The organism is Mesobacillus sp. S13 (assembly GCF_020422885.1).
Taxonomy (GTDB): domain Bacteria; phylum Bacillota; class Bacilli; order Bacillales; family Cytobacillaceae; genus Mesobacillus; species Mesobacillus selenatarsenatis_A.
In genome coordinates this window covers 3,774,099-3,789,933 of the sequence record NZ_CP084622.1, presented here as the reverse complement: position 1 = coordinate 3,789,933, position 15,835 = coordinate 3,774,099, and the positions used below count along the sequence as shown (strand labels likewise).

The window sequence follows — 15,835 nt, the reverse complement described above, 5'->3', positions numbered from 1 at the left end:
GTGCTGACACATGGAATTAAAAATGATTCAGACAGCTAAGAATACCGGAGAACGTTTTGCTGACAAGGGAAATATTTCTTTTACAGATGAGCCTGGCCAAGATCTCGCGATGAAGCTTGATTCAGAAAAGAAATATCAAACCTTCATGGGATTTGGCGGAGCTTTTACAGAGGCAGCTGCTTACACACTGGCGCAAATTCCCGGTGAAGAACGCGCAAAAATAATCGACAGCTATTTTAACCAGAAGACAGGTCTTGGTTACAGCCTGGGCAGGACCCATATCCATAGCTGTGATTTTGCTTTAGAGAATTACACTTATGTTGAAGAGAATGATACGGAACTTAAAACCTTTTCAATAGAGCGTGAAAACAAATATGTACTTCCGCTCATAAAGGATGCTGTAAAGGCCAGGGGAGAAGAATTGACGATCCTTTCTTCTCCCTGGAGCCCTCCAGCCTGGATGAAGACGAATAATGAAATGAACAATGGCGGGAAGCTGAAGCCTGAATTTTATGGAACATGGGCTTTGTATTACACAAAATATATCAAGGCAATGGAAGCAGAAGGAATCCCGATCTGGGGAATCACCGTTCAAAATGAACCGGAGGCCACTCAAGTGTGGGATTCCTGCAGATATAGTGCCGAAGAAGAACGCGACTTCGTTAAAAATCATTTAGGACCTGTAATGGAACAGGAAGGCCTTGGCGACAAGGAAATCATCATCTGGGACCACAACCGGGATATCGCCTTTGAGCGGGCAAAGACGATTTTATCAGATTCAGAGGCTGCAAAATATATTTGGGGAACAGGCCTCCACTGGTATGTATCAGAAGAATTCGAGAATTTGAGCAAGATTCATGAAGCCTTCCCTGAGAAGCACCTGATTTTCACAGAAGGCTGCATTGAAGGCGGAGTACAGTTGGGCGCATGGCATACTGGCGAACGTTACGCAAGGAACATCATGGGTGATATCAACAACTGGCTTGAAGGCTGGATTGACTGGAATATCGTCCTGAACGAACAGGGCGGGCCAAACCATGTAGGCAATTATTGCGATGCACCGGTGATTGTCGATACCAAGACGGGTGAGGTTCACTATAACAGCTCCTTTTATTATATTGGACACTTCAGCAAATACATTAAGCCGAACGCAGTTAGAATTGGACATGAACTAACTGCCGATTCTTTAAAAGCAGTATCCTTCCAAAATGAAGATGGATCCATTGTTGCCGTGGTCATGAATGATGCAGACAGCACACAGTCATTCTCATTATCAATCGAAGGCAAGACTGCCACAGCCGAGATGCCGGGTCATTCGATTACAACATTCATTCTAGAAAATTAAGCTTTGCCACCTCCTTGTCATGACAAAATATGCTTTACGCTTTGTGATTAACATGAAAAGGAGGTGGATTTATTTTAGAAGTCTTTTAACGCTTGTAAAATAATGAAGGAGGAATTGGTATGAAGAAGACCTTGGCTCTTTTGCTGAGTGCCATGATGATTTTACCTGCAGCCAGTATCGCAGCTCCTAAAGATAAACCAGGAAATGGTGAACTGAAAAACAAACAGAACAAATCAGAGTGGTCGCTTGTCTGGTCAGATGAGTTCAGCGGCCCGGAAATCGACCGCAGCAAATGGACCTATGATATTGGGAACTGGATCGTTGATGAGGATGGGAATGGAATCACCAATGGCTGGGGGAACAATGAAAAAGAGTATTATACAGATTCTAGTGAGAACGCCTTCATTGAAGATGGAAAGCTGGTTATAAAAGCGAAAAAAGAACAGGTTACGGATCAATTCGGCACATATGATTATACTTCTGCCAAGTTGAAGACAAAGGGTCTGTTCAGCAAAAAATACGGCCGATACGAAATCAAGGCAAAACTGCCAACAGGTAAAGGACTTTGGCCTGCGCTCTGGATGCTTCCAGAGGACGATAAATATGGTGCCTGGGCAGCCTCAGGTGAGATCGATATTATGGAGGCATGGGGAAGCAGACCAAATACAGTGTCAGGAACAATTCATTATGGCGAAGGCTGGCCAAATAACAAGTATACCGGCAAGGAATTCGAGCTTCCCAAAAACAGAGGCATCGACAAATGGCATACATATGCCCTCGAATGGGAACCTGGAGAGCTGCGATGGTATGTGGATGGCGAACTCTATCAAACTCAGAACAAATGGTATTCAAAAGGAACGGATAACGCCGCAAACTTTGCTTACCCAGCACCGTTTGATCAGGAATTCTATTTAGTTATGAACCTCGCAGTTGGCGGCTGGTTTGACGGGGAAGTGGACGAGACGACGATTTTCCCAAGCCAGATGGAAGTCGACTATGTCAGAGTATACGATTTAAAAAAACGCGATTATCGCGAGCCGGTTGAACCAGTGGCAGGGCCTGTTGTGCTTCCTGCAGATGCGAAGCAGCCATTGGAGGATGGGAATTTAGTTTATGATCAGAATTATGAAGAACCGATTACAATTGTAGATCAGTCTGGTGAAGCACTAGATACTATGCATTGGAACTTTGTGAAGTTACCAGATTTCGGAGGAGCCGGCAGATTAGAACTGGAGGAAATCGAAGGCAAGAATTTTGCAAAAACAATTATCGAAAATCCAGGTTCACAGCTTTATTCCCTACAAATGATTCAGAACATCTCTCTTGGCAACGGCGGGAAGTACAAAGTCAGCTTTGATGCAAAGTCGGACGCTGCCAGAAGCATGATGGTCAAAGTCGGTGCTGGCGCTGAACGAGGCTGGGTGAAATATTCAAATGAGGAGTCATTCAACCTTACAAGCGACCTGCAAACCTACGAATTTACTTTCGATATGCTGAATGACACGGATATCGCAGCACGACTTGAATTCAATCTTGGCGGGAACGGAACAAACCCGGTTTGGATTGGCAATGTGAGAGTCGAGGATATTACAGGGGAACCTGTTGACGAAGAGGGACCAAAACAGCCGCTGCCAGATGGAAATCATGTTTATAACGGAACATTTGATCAGGGCGGCATGGATCGGATGATATTCTGGAATTTCTCAGTTGAAGATGCAGCTGCAACGGCATCTGTATCTGAAGAGACAAGAGAACTGCATGTAGCAATCGAAGATGGTGGCAGCCATCCTGAAGCCATCCAACTCGACCAACAAGGGATGAACCTGGTTGCCGGAAATGATTATAAGCTTAGCTTTAAAGCAAGAGCAGACGAAACAAGAACGATTCAAGCTGCCCTGTTGAATAAATCAGGCACAACTGATTACTCTGGTATTAACATAATTGAGCTCACTTCCAATATGGAAGAGCACACAGTTGAATTTACTATGCCAGAAGATGTATCTGATTCAGAAGCACTACTTGTCTTTAGTTTTGGAAACGGAGTTGGTGATGTCTTTTTAGATGATGTAGTCTTGCTGAAGACTTCAAATATTCCTGATTATGGAGATATCGATTTATATCCTTTGAAGAATGGTGATTTTGCTAGCGGCCTTGATGCGTGGACTAATTATATCCACTATGATGCAACAGCTGGTATCTCTGTGGATAATGGAGAGGCAAAAGTGGCTATCAGCAATGAAGGCCAAGAAACTTGGAGTGTACAATTGATACAGGGAGGATTAAGCCTAGCTAAGGATGTAGTCTATGAGCTTAGCTTCGAGGCACGTTCTACCGTGGAAAGAAATATTGAGGCCACAGTTGAAAATTCTCAATATATAAGGCGGTTGAGTGAAAAACCTCAACTTAATAGCCAAATGCAGCTATTCACATATGAGTTCACTATGCCTGCCGATGAAATCGTATCCTTCAAGGTGCTGCTCGGCAAAGATGCTTTGTCACCAATCGGCTCACATGATGTATTTATCGATAACGTGGTGTTAAAGGTTAAAGACGCTCCGTCCGAGCAAGAGCCTGTTACCACACCTGGAATTGACAATGGAACATTTTCAGATGGAACAACTGGCTGGACTGCATGGTGGGGCGACCAGTGGAGCGGTTACGCGGGTGGAGAGATGACTAGTGTAAACGAGGAACTGAAGGTTGCGATTTCACAAGTTGGCGGTGCGTCGTATTCCCCTCAGGTCTTTCAGAAGGACCTGCTATTTGAAAATGGCAGCAGCTATTCCGTCGAGTTTGATGCAAGGGCGGACGTTCATAGGAAAATGAATGTCAACATAGGGAAAGAGCTGTCATTCGATCCATGGTTCATTGGCTATTTGCCAACGCAAACTTTCGATTTAACAAATGAAATGAAACAATATCGTTTTACATTTATGATGGATAAAGAAACCTATGACGATGGCAAAATCGTCTTTGAACTTGGCAATATTTTAGACGGCAATGCAGCAACAAATGTTTATCTAGACAATGTAAGGATCATAAAAAACTAAGTTCTCAAGGGGCAGAACAGCAATTACATTCTGCCTCTTTCCCTTCTATTTCAGTAAATTAGTTTTGATCATGACTAGGCCAGCGTAATACTGACCATCATAGTGAATTTTAAAAGGTGGAAATGCAAGATGACTATACAAAAAAACAACAGTCTGCCTAAACAGATTGGATTATTAGCACTTACCTGGCCGATTTTTATAGAGTTGTTTTTGCATATGTTAATGGGCAGCACGGATACGTTCATGCTGTCGCATATTTCGGATGAGGCCGTTGCGGCTGTTGGTGTAGCCAACCAGCTGATATTTTTCATGATTCTCGTCTTTGGCTTCGTTGCCACAGGGACGGCCGTGTTAGTTTCACAAAACCTTGGGGCGGGACTTCAAGTGGATGCAAGGAAGATATCGGGTCTCTCGCTATCTCTTAATCTAGTATTCGGAGTATTGGTCAGTGTCATTGTTGTCGGCTTCAATGATTTATTTTTACAAATGTTCAATCTCACTCCGGAAATACACCGACTGGCCCAACAGTATTTGACGATTGTTGGTGGAACACTTTTTACACAGGCGCTGCTTGTCACTGCCTCAGCCATACTGAGGGCAAATGGACTAACAAAAGAGGCGATGGTGATTTCGGTTGTCATGAATATCATCCATCTCGCCGGGAACTCCTTATTCATTTACGGGCTATTCGGCGTGCCGGAAATGGGTGTTCAGGGTGTAGCGATTTCGACAGCCATATCCCGGGCCATTGCCGTCATTCTCATTTTCCGCTTGCTATACCGCAGGCTCCCGATGAAAATTGCTGTAGAAGATTATTTGAACTTCAATAAATCTTTTATTAAAAAAATCCTGAAAATAGGTGTTCCTTCCGCAGGTGAAAATGTTGTCTATAACACTAGCCAGATGGCCATAACCGTCATTATTGGTTTGCTGGGGGCTATGGCACTGACAACAAGGGTATACACATTTAACATCATGTCCTTCATGATGCTTTTCGGGATCGCGATTGGGCAGGGCACACAAATTCTGATCGGATATAAGGTCGGCGCAAGAGAATTTGATAAAGCCTATCATCAACTCTTAAAAAGCTTAAAACTGAGTATCATCATCACAATGGCGATTACCGTCATAATCGTTTCAATAAGAGAACCTATTCTTGGAGTCTTTACCACTAATAAAGAAATCATCAGGGAAGGAAGCAAGGTCCTCTTACTTTGCTTGATCCTAGAACCAGGACGAACCTTCAACATTGTTGTCATCAGTTCACTCCGGGCAGCCGGAGATGCAGTATTCCCGGTGAAAATGGCCTTTGTATCTATGTGGGGAATCAGTGTCCCGCTTGCTTATATCCTTGGAATTAAAATGGGCTTTGGACTGTCAGGTGTCTGGATCGCCTTTATCATTGATGAATGGTTTAGGGGAATCATCATGTATATAAGATGGAAAAGCAGGGCGTGGGAAAAGAAGGTCCTTGTCGAGGAAAGGGTACAGACTGCATAATTCTGTAGTTTTAAAAGGAGGCGTAACATGAAATTCAGGCAGCTTGGAAATACAGGGATTAAGGTTTCAGAAGTTGGGTTTGGTGCCTGGCAGCTTGGAAATGCTAGGGACTGGGAAGCCATGGAGGACATTCAGGCAATTAGGCTGGTACATGCTGCAATTGACCAGGGCTGCAATTTCTTTGATACTGCTCCAAACTATGGCGGGGGTAAAAGTGAATCATTGCTCGGGGATGCTCTTTCGGGAAGAAGGAGTGAGGTAGCGATTAACAGCAAGTTCGGCCATCATCCAGATAACAACCTGGACTTTGATTCGAGGAAAATTCGCAGTTCAGTTGAAGGAAGTTTGCGCCGTCTGAAGACGGACTATCTTGATTCCGTTTTGCTGCATAACCCACCGTTTGAAATCCTGACCGGGGTTACAGATCATTTTGATGTATTGGAATCCCTCAAGAAGGAGGGCAAAATCAGGGCTTATGGAGCATCAGTGGACTCTGCGAGAGAAATGGTTGAGCTGATTCGGAACACCAAAAGCCAGGTAATAGAAGTAATGTTCAATATTTTTCATCAGGAGCCAAGAACCGCGTTCACCATGGCTGCAGAAAAAAATGTAGGACTGATTGTTAAAGTTCCGCTTGATTCTGGCTGGCTATCCGGCAAGTATGATGAAAATAGCGTGTTTACAGACATACGGAGCCGTTGGGACCAGGATCAGCTCAGGAAAAGAGCAGAGCACCTGCCTGTTCTCAAGGAAATGGTCGAACCAGGAGAATCCCTTGTCCAGCTGGCTTTAAGGTATATTCTTTATTATCAGGAGGTCTCTACCGTCATTCCTGGAAACAAGAATCTCAAGCAGCTGATTGGGAATCTATCAGCGTCAGATAAAAGAATCTCAGTGGAAAAAGCAGAAAAGTTAGAAGGAATTTGGGAAGAAAAACTTCAAGCCAATCCTTTGGGATGGTAAAAAACAATACGGAGGTTTTAAACAATGGCATATCAACCAGACAGCAATCGCTATGAAACGATGACTTATAACAGATGCGGCAAATCAGGACTTAAATTGCCAGCCATTTCGCTCGGACTATGGCATAATTTCGGGGGCCAGGATCCTTTTGAAAATGGCCGTTCGTTAATCAGACGTGCTTTTGATCTTGGTATCACCCACTTTGATCTTGCGAATAACTATGGTCCACCGCCAGGCTCAGCAGAAGAAAACTTCGGCAGCATCCTGCGCATGGATTTTGCAGGCTACCGTGATGAGATGGTCATTTCAACTAAAGCCGGCTATGGCATGTGGCAGGGACCATATGGTGACTGGGGTTCAAGAAAATACCTCGTGTCCAGTCTTGATCAAAGCCTGAAAAGGATGGGGCTTGATTATGTCGATATCTTTTACCATCATAGACCAGATCCTGAAACGCCTTTAGAGGAAACGATGATGGCGCTTGATCATGTAGTCAGACAAGGAAAAGCGCTTTATGTTGGCCTGTCCAATTATGGTGTAGAGGAAACGAAACAGGCCATCATGATTTTAAAAGAACTAGGAACACCTTTGCTGATACACCAGCCTGCTTATTCAATGTTTAACCGCTGGGTAGAAGACGGACTGACTGATTTGCTTCAAGAAGAAGGTGTCGGATCAATCGCATTTGTTCCTTTGGCTCAAGGGTTGTTGACCAATAGATACTTAAATGGAATTCCGGAAGATTCAAGAGCGTTAAAGCCGAACAGCTTCCTTGATGAGAATGATGTTTCTGAAAAAGTTCTTACTAAGGTAAGGCAATTAAACGAAATAGCTCAAGAACGAGGCCAGTCACTTGCCCAGATGGCATTAGCCTGGGTGCTCAGGGAACAGAAAATCACCTCAGCGCTTATCGGTGCAAGTAAGGTCAGCCAGATTGAAGAAAACGTGGCTGCACTGAACCGTCTTGATTTTAGTGAAACAGAATTGAACATGATCGAGGACATCTTAAAATAAGAACTTCAAACAAAGCTGTAAAGCCAAATGGTTTTACAGCTTTGTTTTATATTGGAATGATTTTCTTGTCATTTGGGTAAAGGGAACTTGGGCTTATAAGAGTTAGCTTTTTACCATTATAGTCTGCTTTGGTAGTATGTAAATGAGGCACTGCCCGTAACTGAAATATAAGAAATCCTCAAAGTGCTAACAATATTAATAAGAAAATATGAGATTTAGGGGTGAAAAAGTGATCAGCTTTGAAAATGTATCGAAAAAATATGACGATGGAACTTATGCGGTCAATAATTTTAACTTACATATTAAAGAAGGGGAATTGCTTGTCCTGATCGGTCCAAGCGGCTCTGGCAAAACAACAACATTAAAAATGATCAATCGATTGATTCCTCTTACGGAAGGCTACATTAAAATCAAGGATAAAATGATCAGTGACTATGATATTCACGAGCTGCGCTGGGATATTGGATATGTCCTTCAGCAAATTGCCTTGTTTCCGCATATGACGATCGAAGAAAACATTGCGGTTGTTCCGGAAATGAAGAAATGGGAGCAAAAAGAAATCGATCAACGCATTGATGAATTGCTGCATATGGTCGGACTTGAACCAAAAACGTACCGCAAAAGACTGCCTAGTGAGCTATCCGGTGGCCAGCAGCAAAGAATTGGCGTGGCCCGTGCGCTTGCTGCCAACCCGCCGATCATTTTAATGGACGAGCCATTCAGTGCCTTGGATCCCCTTAGCAGGGAAAAGCTCCAGGATGATCTCATCGAACTGCAAAAAAACATAAGAAAAACCATCGTTTTTGTCACTCATGATATGAGCGAAGCATTGAAGCTTGGAGACAGGATCTGCCTGATGAGAAATGGGAGAATCGTCCAGACAGGAACTCCTGAAGAGCTGCTCCAGCAGCCTGTGAATGACTTTGTCCGTGAATTCGTTGGCGTAGACCACGCCGAGGAAAGGATGGTCGATGTCAGGGGATTAGTCAAGTCAGCAAATCCTGAAGAAATGGACAATCTCCCTATCGTTCCTTCACGTGTGCCTTTAAATGAAATTTTGTCGTTGCTTGGTGAGCATGAGCAGCTGGCGGTGCAAGATATGGATGAAATAGTCGGTACCATAGACAGACAGGGAATCATCCGCACTTTATCCAGGCAGATGGAGGGGATGAAATGAACAGTTGGACTTCCACTTTTATAGATAGAAAAGATGCGCTTTTAAGTGCCTTGCTCGAACATATTCAGATTTCCTTCATTGCGCTATTCTTCGCAGTGTTAATCGCCATTCCGCTTGGCATTTTCCTGACAAGAAGGAAAACGATATCAGAAGGGATTATTGGGATTACAGCTGTTCTTCAAACAATTCCTTCACTTGCATTGCTCGGCCTGTTGATTCCACTATTCGGAATTGGCAAAGTCCCAGCAATCATTGCCTTAGTAGCATATGCACTCCTGCCGATCTTAAGGAATACATATACAGGAATCAATGAGGTGGATCCATCGTTAATTGAAGCTGCCCGTGCCATGGGAATGAACAGCAAGCGCCGTTTGATGAAGGTTGAACTCCCTCTGGCGATGCCGGTCATCATGGCTGGAATCCGGACGGCGATGGTCTTGATCGTCGGAACAGCGACAATTGCCGCACTGATTGGAGCAGGAGGGCTAGGTGACCTGATCCTTCTAGGCATCGACAGAAATAATACAGCATTAATTGTTCTTGGGGCGATTCCAGCGGCCTTGCTTGCGATTTTGTTCGACTTTGTGCTTAGAAGGTTCGAAACGGTTTCTTTTAAAAAATCGCTCATTACAATCGGGGCTATTTCTTTGGCTGTCCTAGTAATGATGGCCATTCCTTTCCTTGGCGGGAAAAATGACGACGAGATTGTCATTGCCGGGAAGCTGGGATCGGAGCCAGAAATCTTGATCAATATGTACAAGCTACTGATTGAAGAGGAAACTGATCATTCCATCCAGCTAAGACCTGGATTGGGGAAAACTTCATTTGTTTTTACAGCATTGGAAAACGGAGATATTGACATTTATCCTGAATTCACCGGAACGGCCATTTCGGAATTTTTAAAAGAAACAGCCGAGAGTACGAGCCGCGAAGAAGTATACCAGCAGGCAAAAGAAGGAATGAAGAAAGAGTTCGACATGAACATGCTTCAGCCAATGGACTATAACAATACCTATGCCTTGGCTGTTCCTAAAAAGTTCGCTGAAGATAATGATCTAAAAACCATCTCGGACCTGAAATCAATAGAGTCCTCGTTAAAAGCAGGTTTCACTCTTGAGTTCTCAGACCGAGAAGATGGCTACAAAGGCATCAAAAAGCTTTATGGATTAAAGCTGCCAAGCTTGATCACGATGGAGCCAAAACTCAGGTATCAAGCAATCAAAAACAAAGAAATTAACCTTGTCGATGCCTATTCAACCGACAGTGAGCTCCAGAGATATAAACTCGTCGTGCTTGAAGATGATAAAAACTTATTCCCTCCATATCAGGGAGCGCCACTTATGAGAGCTGAGACAGCAGAGGAATACCCTGAAATCGTTGACGCTCTCAACAAGTTAGCCGGTAAAATCAGCGACGACGAAATGCGGAAAATGAATTACCAGGTGAATGTCGAAGGGAAATCCGCTGAAGAGACCGCACGGGAGTATCTGAAGGAAGCAGGATTAATTGATTAATACTAATTATGTGCAATAGTACTGAAAAGGATGAAAACCCTCGCCGCTAACGGCGAGGGTTTTTGTTTGCCTAAGTTTTTAAACCACTACAAAAAAAGTTGAATTTCTAGTACTCCCAGGGGTTTTCTATGTGATTTGACTCACTACATTGATAATCATTCGCAACTAAGATGAAAGTAAGAAATCAAAGGAGGGGATTTGGTTGAAAGCAACAGACACAAAAGCGCAGGCAGAAGTTCAGAGTGAAATCGTGGAGATTACCAACAAAAAAAAGGTAGGTACCTGGATATCGGTTGGAGTAGTGGGAGCAGTGATTCTTGCGACGTACTTTATTCTATTTGGACTTTATATGGCAAGAGTTTAGAAGGGAGAGAGAAGAAATGCATTTAGATGAAAAAATCTGGCTGTTTTTAAGTTTTGGAATGATCATGGGTTTCATGATTTTTACTGGGTACCAGGCAGTGGCATTGGGAATGGGGCCCCCAAGCCATAAAGAAACGATTGATCCGCAAAAGGTCGATGAAACAGCTCCATTTGATGAGCCGGGAATCAAACAAATTGGTGAAAATGAGTATGAAGTCGTCATGACGCTTCAGGTATTTAGTTTTACACCGATGGAAATTGAAGTTCCTGCTGGATCAACTGTCCACTTCACTTTAACGTCGAAGGACGTTGTCCATGGTTTCCAGGTGGCAAACACGAATTTGAACGCAATGGTTATGCCGGGGCATATCCAAAAAATATCACAGAAGTTTGATGAACCAGGGGAATATTTGGTGTTATGCAATGAATATTGCGGTGCCGGGCACCAGGCCATGAGCACAAAAATCATCGTAAAATAAAAGGGGGGAAAGAATGTGGAGTCTGCATTAAAATCAACTTCATTTAAAGAAAAAACCAATCAAATATTAGGCATCAGCCAGGAGGATGCAAGAATCTCGAAATCATACTTATCTATCGCATTTATCGCATTGCTGCTTGGCGGTTTCCTGGGCTTGCTGCAAGGCTTAAATCGAGCCGGTGTGCTGCAATTGCCGCCATGGCTGAACTATTACCAGGTACTGACAGCCCATGGAATTCTGTTAGTCGTTGTATTATCCGCATTTTTCACGATTGGATATTTTTATGCCGGACTATCTCACACTCTGGGGGGATTGCTTCCTAAGGTCAGGAAAATGGCATGGATTGGTTTTTGGATGAAGATTTTCGGATTTGTTTTGGTCGTCATACCTGTTTTAAAGAATGAAGCTTCCGTCATGTATACCTTCTATCCGCCAATGGCTGCTTCACCAATGTTTTACTTTGGTTTGGTATTCATTGTATTGGGTATCTGGATGCTTTCATTGGGAGCGTTTACTCAAGTTGCAAACTGGAGAAGAAATCACAAGGGACAACACCTCCCGATCCTCGCTTTCTTTGCAACTGGTGTCTTCGTCCTGTTAGTCGGCGCAACAGCTTTTGTAGCAGTAGAAGTTCTTTTCATGATCATTCCATGGACACTAGGTTGGACCGACGGCATCAACGTCTTGCTGGCGCGTACACTTTTCTGGGCATTTGGCCATACGGCCGTCAATATTTGGTACCTGACAGCAGTTTCAGCATGGTATGTAATCGTACCAAAAATAATCGGTGGAAATCGTTGGAATGACCTTTTAACACGTATGGTTGTCATCCCCCTAGTAATCATGAACATTACCGGTGGATTCCACCATCAGATCATTGACCCGGGTATTTCTGAATCCATCAAATATATGCACGTATTCATGAGCCTTGCAATCGGTTTTCCTTCTTTAATGACTGCATACGCGATGTTCAGGGTATTTGAACGTACAGCAAGAGCGAAAGGCGGAAAAGGTTTAGTTGGCTGGTATAAAAAGATGCCTTGGGGAGATGTCCGATTCCTTTCTCCATTTATCGCCATGGTAGCATTCATTCCGGCTGGAGCTGGCGGAATTGCGCAAAGCACGAACCAATTGGACCAGGTTGTACACAATACGATGTGGGTGGTGGGCCACTTCCACTTAACGCTTGGTATGTCTGTCATCATGACTTTCTTCGGCATCAGTTACTGGCTCGTTCCATATCTATCAAAACGGGTGTTGACTCCTGCCATGAATAGATTGGGAGTGGTTCAAACCGTCATATGGACCATAGGTATGGTGATCATGTCGATATCCATGCATGCTGCAGGTCTCTTTGGTTCCCCAAGAAGAACTTCATTTACAACTTACGGGGATTTTGCAGAAACGCTAGGATGGAATCCGTACATGGCAGCTGTAGGCATTGGAGCAAGCTTATTGCTGATTGGCGTCATCCTTCAAGTTTATGCGGTGTTCAACCTCATGTTCTTCGCACCAAAGGGAGTAACAGAATTCCCAATTGCCGAAGAGGAAGCAGGAGCGGCGAAAACTCCATACTGGACAGAGCGCTGGGGAATCTGGGTTGTACTCATGCTGTTGGTTGTTTCAATGGCTTACGTCTTGCCAATCGCAGACATGATCATGAATGCCCCTCCGGGATCTCCTCCTTTTAAAACTTGGTGATAAAGTAAACGAAGAGATAGCTCCTGAATCCAGGGCTATCTCTTTCAAATCAGCACGCTATGGGAAATCAGGACCTATAGAAGAATCACTACTGAAAAAATGGGATGTGATCAACTTGATCAAAAATCGGCATACGACGGTTTCTTGTATAGTTGTATTGGTGTTTGGACTGCTTTTATTTTATACAGGAACAGATGGATTCACAGCTTATACGGCAGAAACAGCGAGAGTGACAAAGCTGGTTGAGGAAAAGCCCCGGTTTCCTGAAGTAACTTTTGAGGATAGTGAAGGCCGGACCTATTCAATATCTGAATTTGAAGGTAAGTATGTATTTATCACTTTTATTTATACAGGCTGCACTACGATATGCATTAAGTTAGAAGAAAATATGTCGCAGGTGTACAATCAGCTTCCCAGTGAATATATTGGTAAGGACATTGTCTTTTTAAGCATAAGCTTTGACCCGGGCAAAGATGATCCTGCTACTTTGAACAAGTATAAGAATTTATTCGGAAGCGATGGGGAGACATGGAGAATGGCCAGGATACCTGACCAGCATCAGTTGGATACCTTGCTGAAAAAGTTTGGCGTCATTGTGATTCCAGATGGAAATGGGAATTTCGCTCATAATTCAGCATTTTATTTAGTAAACAGGCAAGGCGATCTAGAGGATGTAATGGATTTCACAAGGGTTGATAAGGCGACAGATAAGTTGAAAGAGACTTTAGAAGCAGAAAGTGGGAACTAACGATGAATCAATTTCTGTTTGGGCTTGTCCTTTTAATCGGTTTAATGCTTCCTCCTGTTGCAGACTTAATGGAATCCATCATGATCATTCACATGCATATGCAGATGCCGATGCTGGTGATCTCCGGCTTTTTCATGGGACAGTTTTTCCAGCAGCGCTTTCCTCATTTCTTTTCAAAATATAATCAAGAGGGCATCCCGGGGATTCTGCTTTTTATCATCATAATGGGTTACTGGATGCTTCCGCGCACAATGGATGAAGCACTGACTGTAAATAGTGTAGAATTATTCAAGTTTATCAGTTTGCCATTCCTCGCAGGAGTACCTCTAAGAGACTCCTGGAAGAAACTCAGCAAGAATCGGAGAAATTATACCATTGCATTTTTTACAGTGGCGTTTCTGGGGATGGGCTGGCTATATCTTCAAGCAAACGATCAGCTATGTAATAATTACTTAGTAGTTGACCAGATGATCCTCGGTTGGGGATTCATCACAATGGCCATCTGTATGGTGATTTACTTAGCGTATACGGCGTTAGTGGATCCTTCATTATATGAATAGAAATTAAGCCATTGTGTCCGTGTTGCCATTATGTCACAGTAAGGTGCGTGATCAGGTATAATAAGTTGAAGGGATTTTTTTAGTGAACCGGGGTATAGGAGGAACAAAATGAAAATAGCAATCTCATTCAGTGGCGGTAAGGACTCTACGCTAGCATTGTACAAAATACAAAACAACCCTGACTTCGAGGTTGATTCGTTGCTCGTGACACTGACAGAAGGATTCGATCGCGTATCGATTCATGGTGTACGCTATGAGCTGTTGAAACTCCAATCTGAGTCATTGGGAGTCCCGTTAAGAGAGGTCTGGCTTCCTCAGGACTGTCACAATGATAAGTATCAAGAAGTAATGGGAAAAGCTATTGCTGGAATGACAGAAGACGGAGTAACCCATATCGCTTTTGGCGATATACACCTTCAGGATGTCCGGGAGTATCGGGAGAAATTGTTTTCAGAAGCTGGATTAATTCCTGTATTTCCACTGTGGGGTATCCCAGTAGAGGACATAAGCCGGGAGTTTGTCGATCTAGGATTCAAAACGGTCCTTACATGTGTTGATCTAGAGGCGCTGGCCCCATCCTATGCAGGCAAAGTATATGACAAGAAGTTTGTCAGGGAATATCCGAAAGACCATGATATTTGCGGAGAAAATGGAGAATTCCATTCATTTGTGTTCGGTGGTCCTAATTTTTCATTCCCCATCAACTATAGTTTAGGGGAGGAAAAAGTGACAAAGGATTATTTCACTCAGAAGGACCGGTTTTTATATATAGATTTAATCCCGGATTAAAGTTTATAAACTTTGATGTTCAAATATATGGTCAATAAACTGCCAACTAGAAAAATAATGACTCCAGAAATAGAGTTTGGAGAAAGATAATGAAAAAAATCCATAATAAGCACCCCTTTTTTAGATAAAAATATCGTATTACGATATTTTGTATTTTAATTATATCGTGTTAAGATATAATTATCAATAAGAAAGTAAGGTGGAATTTTTGCTTAGTAAAGATGTATATGAGTATCTTGCTGAGTTTCGATACCAATTGAGGAAGTTTCAGAAGTTCAGTGAAACAGCAGCAGAAAATATGGGCATCACCGCCCAGCAGCACCAATTGATGCTAGCCATAAAAGGTTTCCCAGAAAGGGATTATGCTACACCTAGCGAGCTGGCAGAACGAATGCAAATCACCCATCATTCATGCGTCGGCCTGATTGACCGCTGCGAAAAGTCAGGATTGGTCTCGCGCAGGAAAAACCCTGAAGATGGGCGAAGCGTGTTTGTAGATGTAACTGAAAGAGGAATGGAAATCCTCGAGGGCTTGTCTGAAATTCATCTAGAAGAAATAAAGCGGATTGGGTTGTTTAAGGAGAAGCTATGAATAAAGCAGGGGAATACTCAACTGAAGAAAATTAGTTTAT

At 43.2% G+C, this 15,835-nt stretch carries 14 protein-coding genes; all 14 read left to right on the top strand.

What is annotated here, in order from left to right; all coding sequences use genetic code 11:
* Positions 1-10 precede the first annotated feature (10 nt).
* Positions 11-1,345 (top strand): glycoside hydrolase family 30 protein, encoded by a 1,335-nt coding sequence (locus LGO15_RS19385; protein ID WP_226085594.1) that lies wholly within the window; start codon positions 11-13, stop codon positions 1,343-1,345.
* A 119-nt stretch (positions 1,346-1,464) separates the two neighbouring features.
* Positions 1,465-4,395: a carbohydrate binding domain-containing protein gene (locus tag LGO15_RS19380; RefSeq protein WP_226085593.1), complete on the top strand. Its 2,931-nt coding sequence runs from the start codon at positions 1,465-1,467 to the stop codon at positions 4,393-4,395.
* Between the two features lie 129 nt (positions 4,396-4,524).
* Positions 4,525-5,895, top strand: coding sequence for an MATE family efflux transporter (locus tag LGO15_RS19375; RefSeq protein ID WP_226085592.1), 1,371 nt, complete (start codon positions 4,525-4,527; stop codon positions 5,893-5,895).
* Between the two features lie 27 nt (positions 5,896-5,922).
* Complete coding sequence (locus LGO15_RS19370; RefSeq protein WP_226085591.1) at positions 5,923-6,858, top strand: aldo/keto reductase; 936 nt, start codon at positions 5,923-5,925, stop codon at positions 6,856-6,858.
* 24 nt (positions 6,859-6,882) lie between these two features.
* Positions 6,883-7,872 carry an L-glyceraldehyde 3-phosphate reductase gene (mgrA, locus tag LGO15_RS19365; RefSeq protein WP_226085590.1) on the top strand — a complete coding sequence of 330 codons (990 nt, stop codon included), beginning with the start codon at positions 6,883-6,885 and terminating at the stop codon, positions 7,870-7,872.
* A gap of 229 nt (positions 7,873-8,101) precedes the next feature.
* Positions 8,102-9,049 (top strand): ABC transporter ATP-binding protein, encoded by a 948-nt coding sequence (locus LGO15_RS19360; RefSeq protein ID WP_226085589.1) that lies wholly within the window; start codon positions 8,102-8,104, stop codon positions 9,047-9,049.
* Positions 9,046-10,563, top strand: a complete 1,518-nt coding sequence (gene opuFB / locus LGO15_RS19355; RefSeq protein ID WP_226085588.1) for an osmoprotectant update ABC transporter permease/substrate-binding subunit OpuFB — start codon at positions 9,046-9,048, stop codon at positions 10,561-10,563. The genes LGO15_RS19360 and opuFB overlap by 4 nt, the downstream gene beginning before the upstream one ends.
* 202 nt (positions 10,564-10,765) lie before the next feature.
* The gene (locus tag LGO15_RS19350; RefSeq protein WP_226085587.1) at positions 10,766-10,927 is read left to right on the top strand and encodes a hypothetical protein; all 162 of its coding nucleotides are present in this window, start codon (positions 10,766-10,768) and stop codon (positions 10,925-10,927) included.
* Positions 10,928-10,943: 16 nt separating this feature from the next.
* The gene (locus tag LGO15_RS19345; RefSeq protein WP_023626815.1) at positions 10,944-11,405 is read left to right on the top strand and encodes a cytochrome c oxidase subunit II; all 462 of its coding nucleotides are present in this window, start codon (positions 10,944-10,946) and stop codon (positions 11,403-11,405) included.
* A 15-nt stretch (positions 11,406-11,420) separates the two neighbouring features.
* Positions 11,421-13,106 (top strand): cbb3-type cytochrome c oxidase subunit I, encoded by a 1,686-nt coding sequence (locus tag LGO15_RS19340; RefSeq protein ID WP_226085586.1) that lies wholly within the window; start codon positions 11,421-11,423, stop codon positions 13,104-13,106.
* Between the two features lie 115 nt (positions 13,107-13,221).
* Positions 13,222-13,854 (top strand): SCO family protein, encoded by a 633-nt coding sequence (locus LGO15_RS19335; protein WP_226085585.1) that lies wholly within the window; start codon positions 13,222-13,224, stop codon positions 13,852-13,854.
* A 2-nt stretch (positions 13,855-13,856) separates the two neighbouring features.
* Complete coding sequence (locus LGO15_RS19330; protein ID WP_226085584.1) at positions 13,857-14,414, top strand: hypothetical protein; 558 nt, start codon at positions 13,857-13,859, stop codon at positions 14,412-14,414.
* Between the two features lie 108 nt (positions 14,415-14,522).
* Positions 14,523-15,203, top strand: coding sequence for a Dph6-related ATP pyrophosphatase (locus LGO15_RS19325; protein ID WP_226085583.1), 681 nt, complete (start codon positions 14,523-14,525; stop codon positions 15,201-15,203).
* 199 nt (positions 15,204-15,402) lie between these two features.
* Positions 15,403-15,795, top strand: coding sequence for a MarR family winged helix-turn-helix transcriptional regulator (locus LGO15_RS19320; RefSeq protein ID WP_226085582.1), 393 nt, complete (start codon positions 15,403-15,405; stop codon positions 15,793-15,795).
* Positions 15,796-15,835 lie beyond the last annotated feature (40 nt).

Bases quoted from the DNA above. Each gene is read 5' to 3' on its own strand.
- LGO15_RS19385 (WP_226085594.1), top strand. From the start codon at position 11: ATGGAATTAAAAATGATTCAGACAGCTAAGAATACCGGAGAACGTTTT.
- LGO15_RS19380 (WP_226085593.1), top strand. From the start codon at position 1,465: ATGAAGAAGACCTTGGCTCTTTTGCTGAGTGCCATGATGATTTTACCT.
- LGO15_RS19375 (WP_226085592.1), top strand. From the start codon at position 4,525: ATGACTATACAAAAAAACAACAGTCTGCCTAAACAGATTGGATTATTA.
- LGO15_RS19370 (WP_226085591.1), top strand. From the start codon at position 5,923: ATGAAATTCAGGCAGCTTGGAAATACAGGGATTAAGGTTTCAGAAGTT.
- mgrA (WP_226085590.1), top strand. From the start codon at position 6,883: ATGGCATATCAACCAGACAGCAATCGCTATGAAACGATGACTTATAAC.
- opuFB (WP_226085588.1), top strand. From the start codon at position 9,046: ATGAACAGTTGGACTTCCACTTTTATAGATAGAAAAGATGCGCTTTTA.
- LGO15_RS19345 (WP_023626815.1), top strand. From the start codon at position 10,944: ATGCATTTAGATGAAAAAATCTGGCTGTTTTTAAGTTTTGGAATGATC.
- LGO15_RS19330 (WP_226085584.1), top strand. From the start codon at position 13,857: ATGAATCAATTTCTGTTTGGGCTTGTCCTTTTAATCGGTTTAATGCTT.
- LGO15_RS19325 (WP_226085583.1), top strand. From the start codon at position 14,523: ATGAAAATAGCAATCTCATTCAGTGGCGGTAAGGACTCTACGCTAGCA.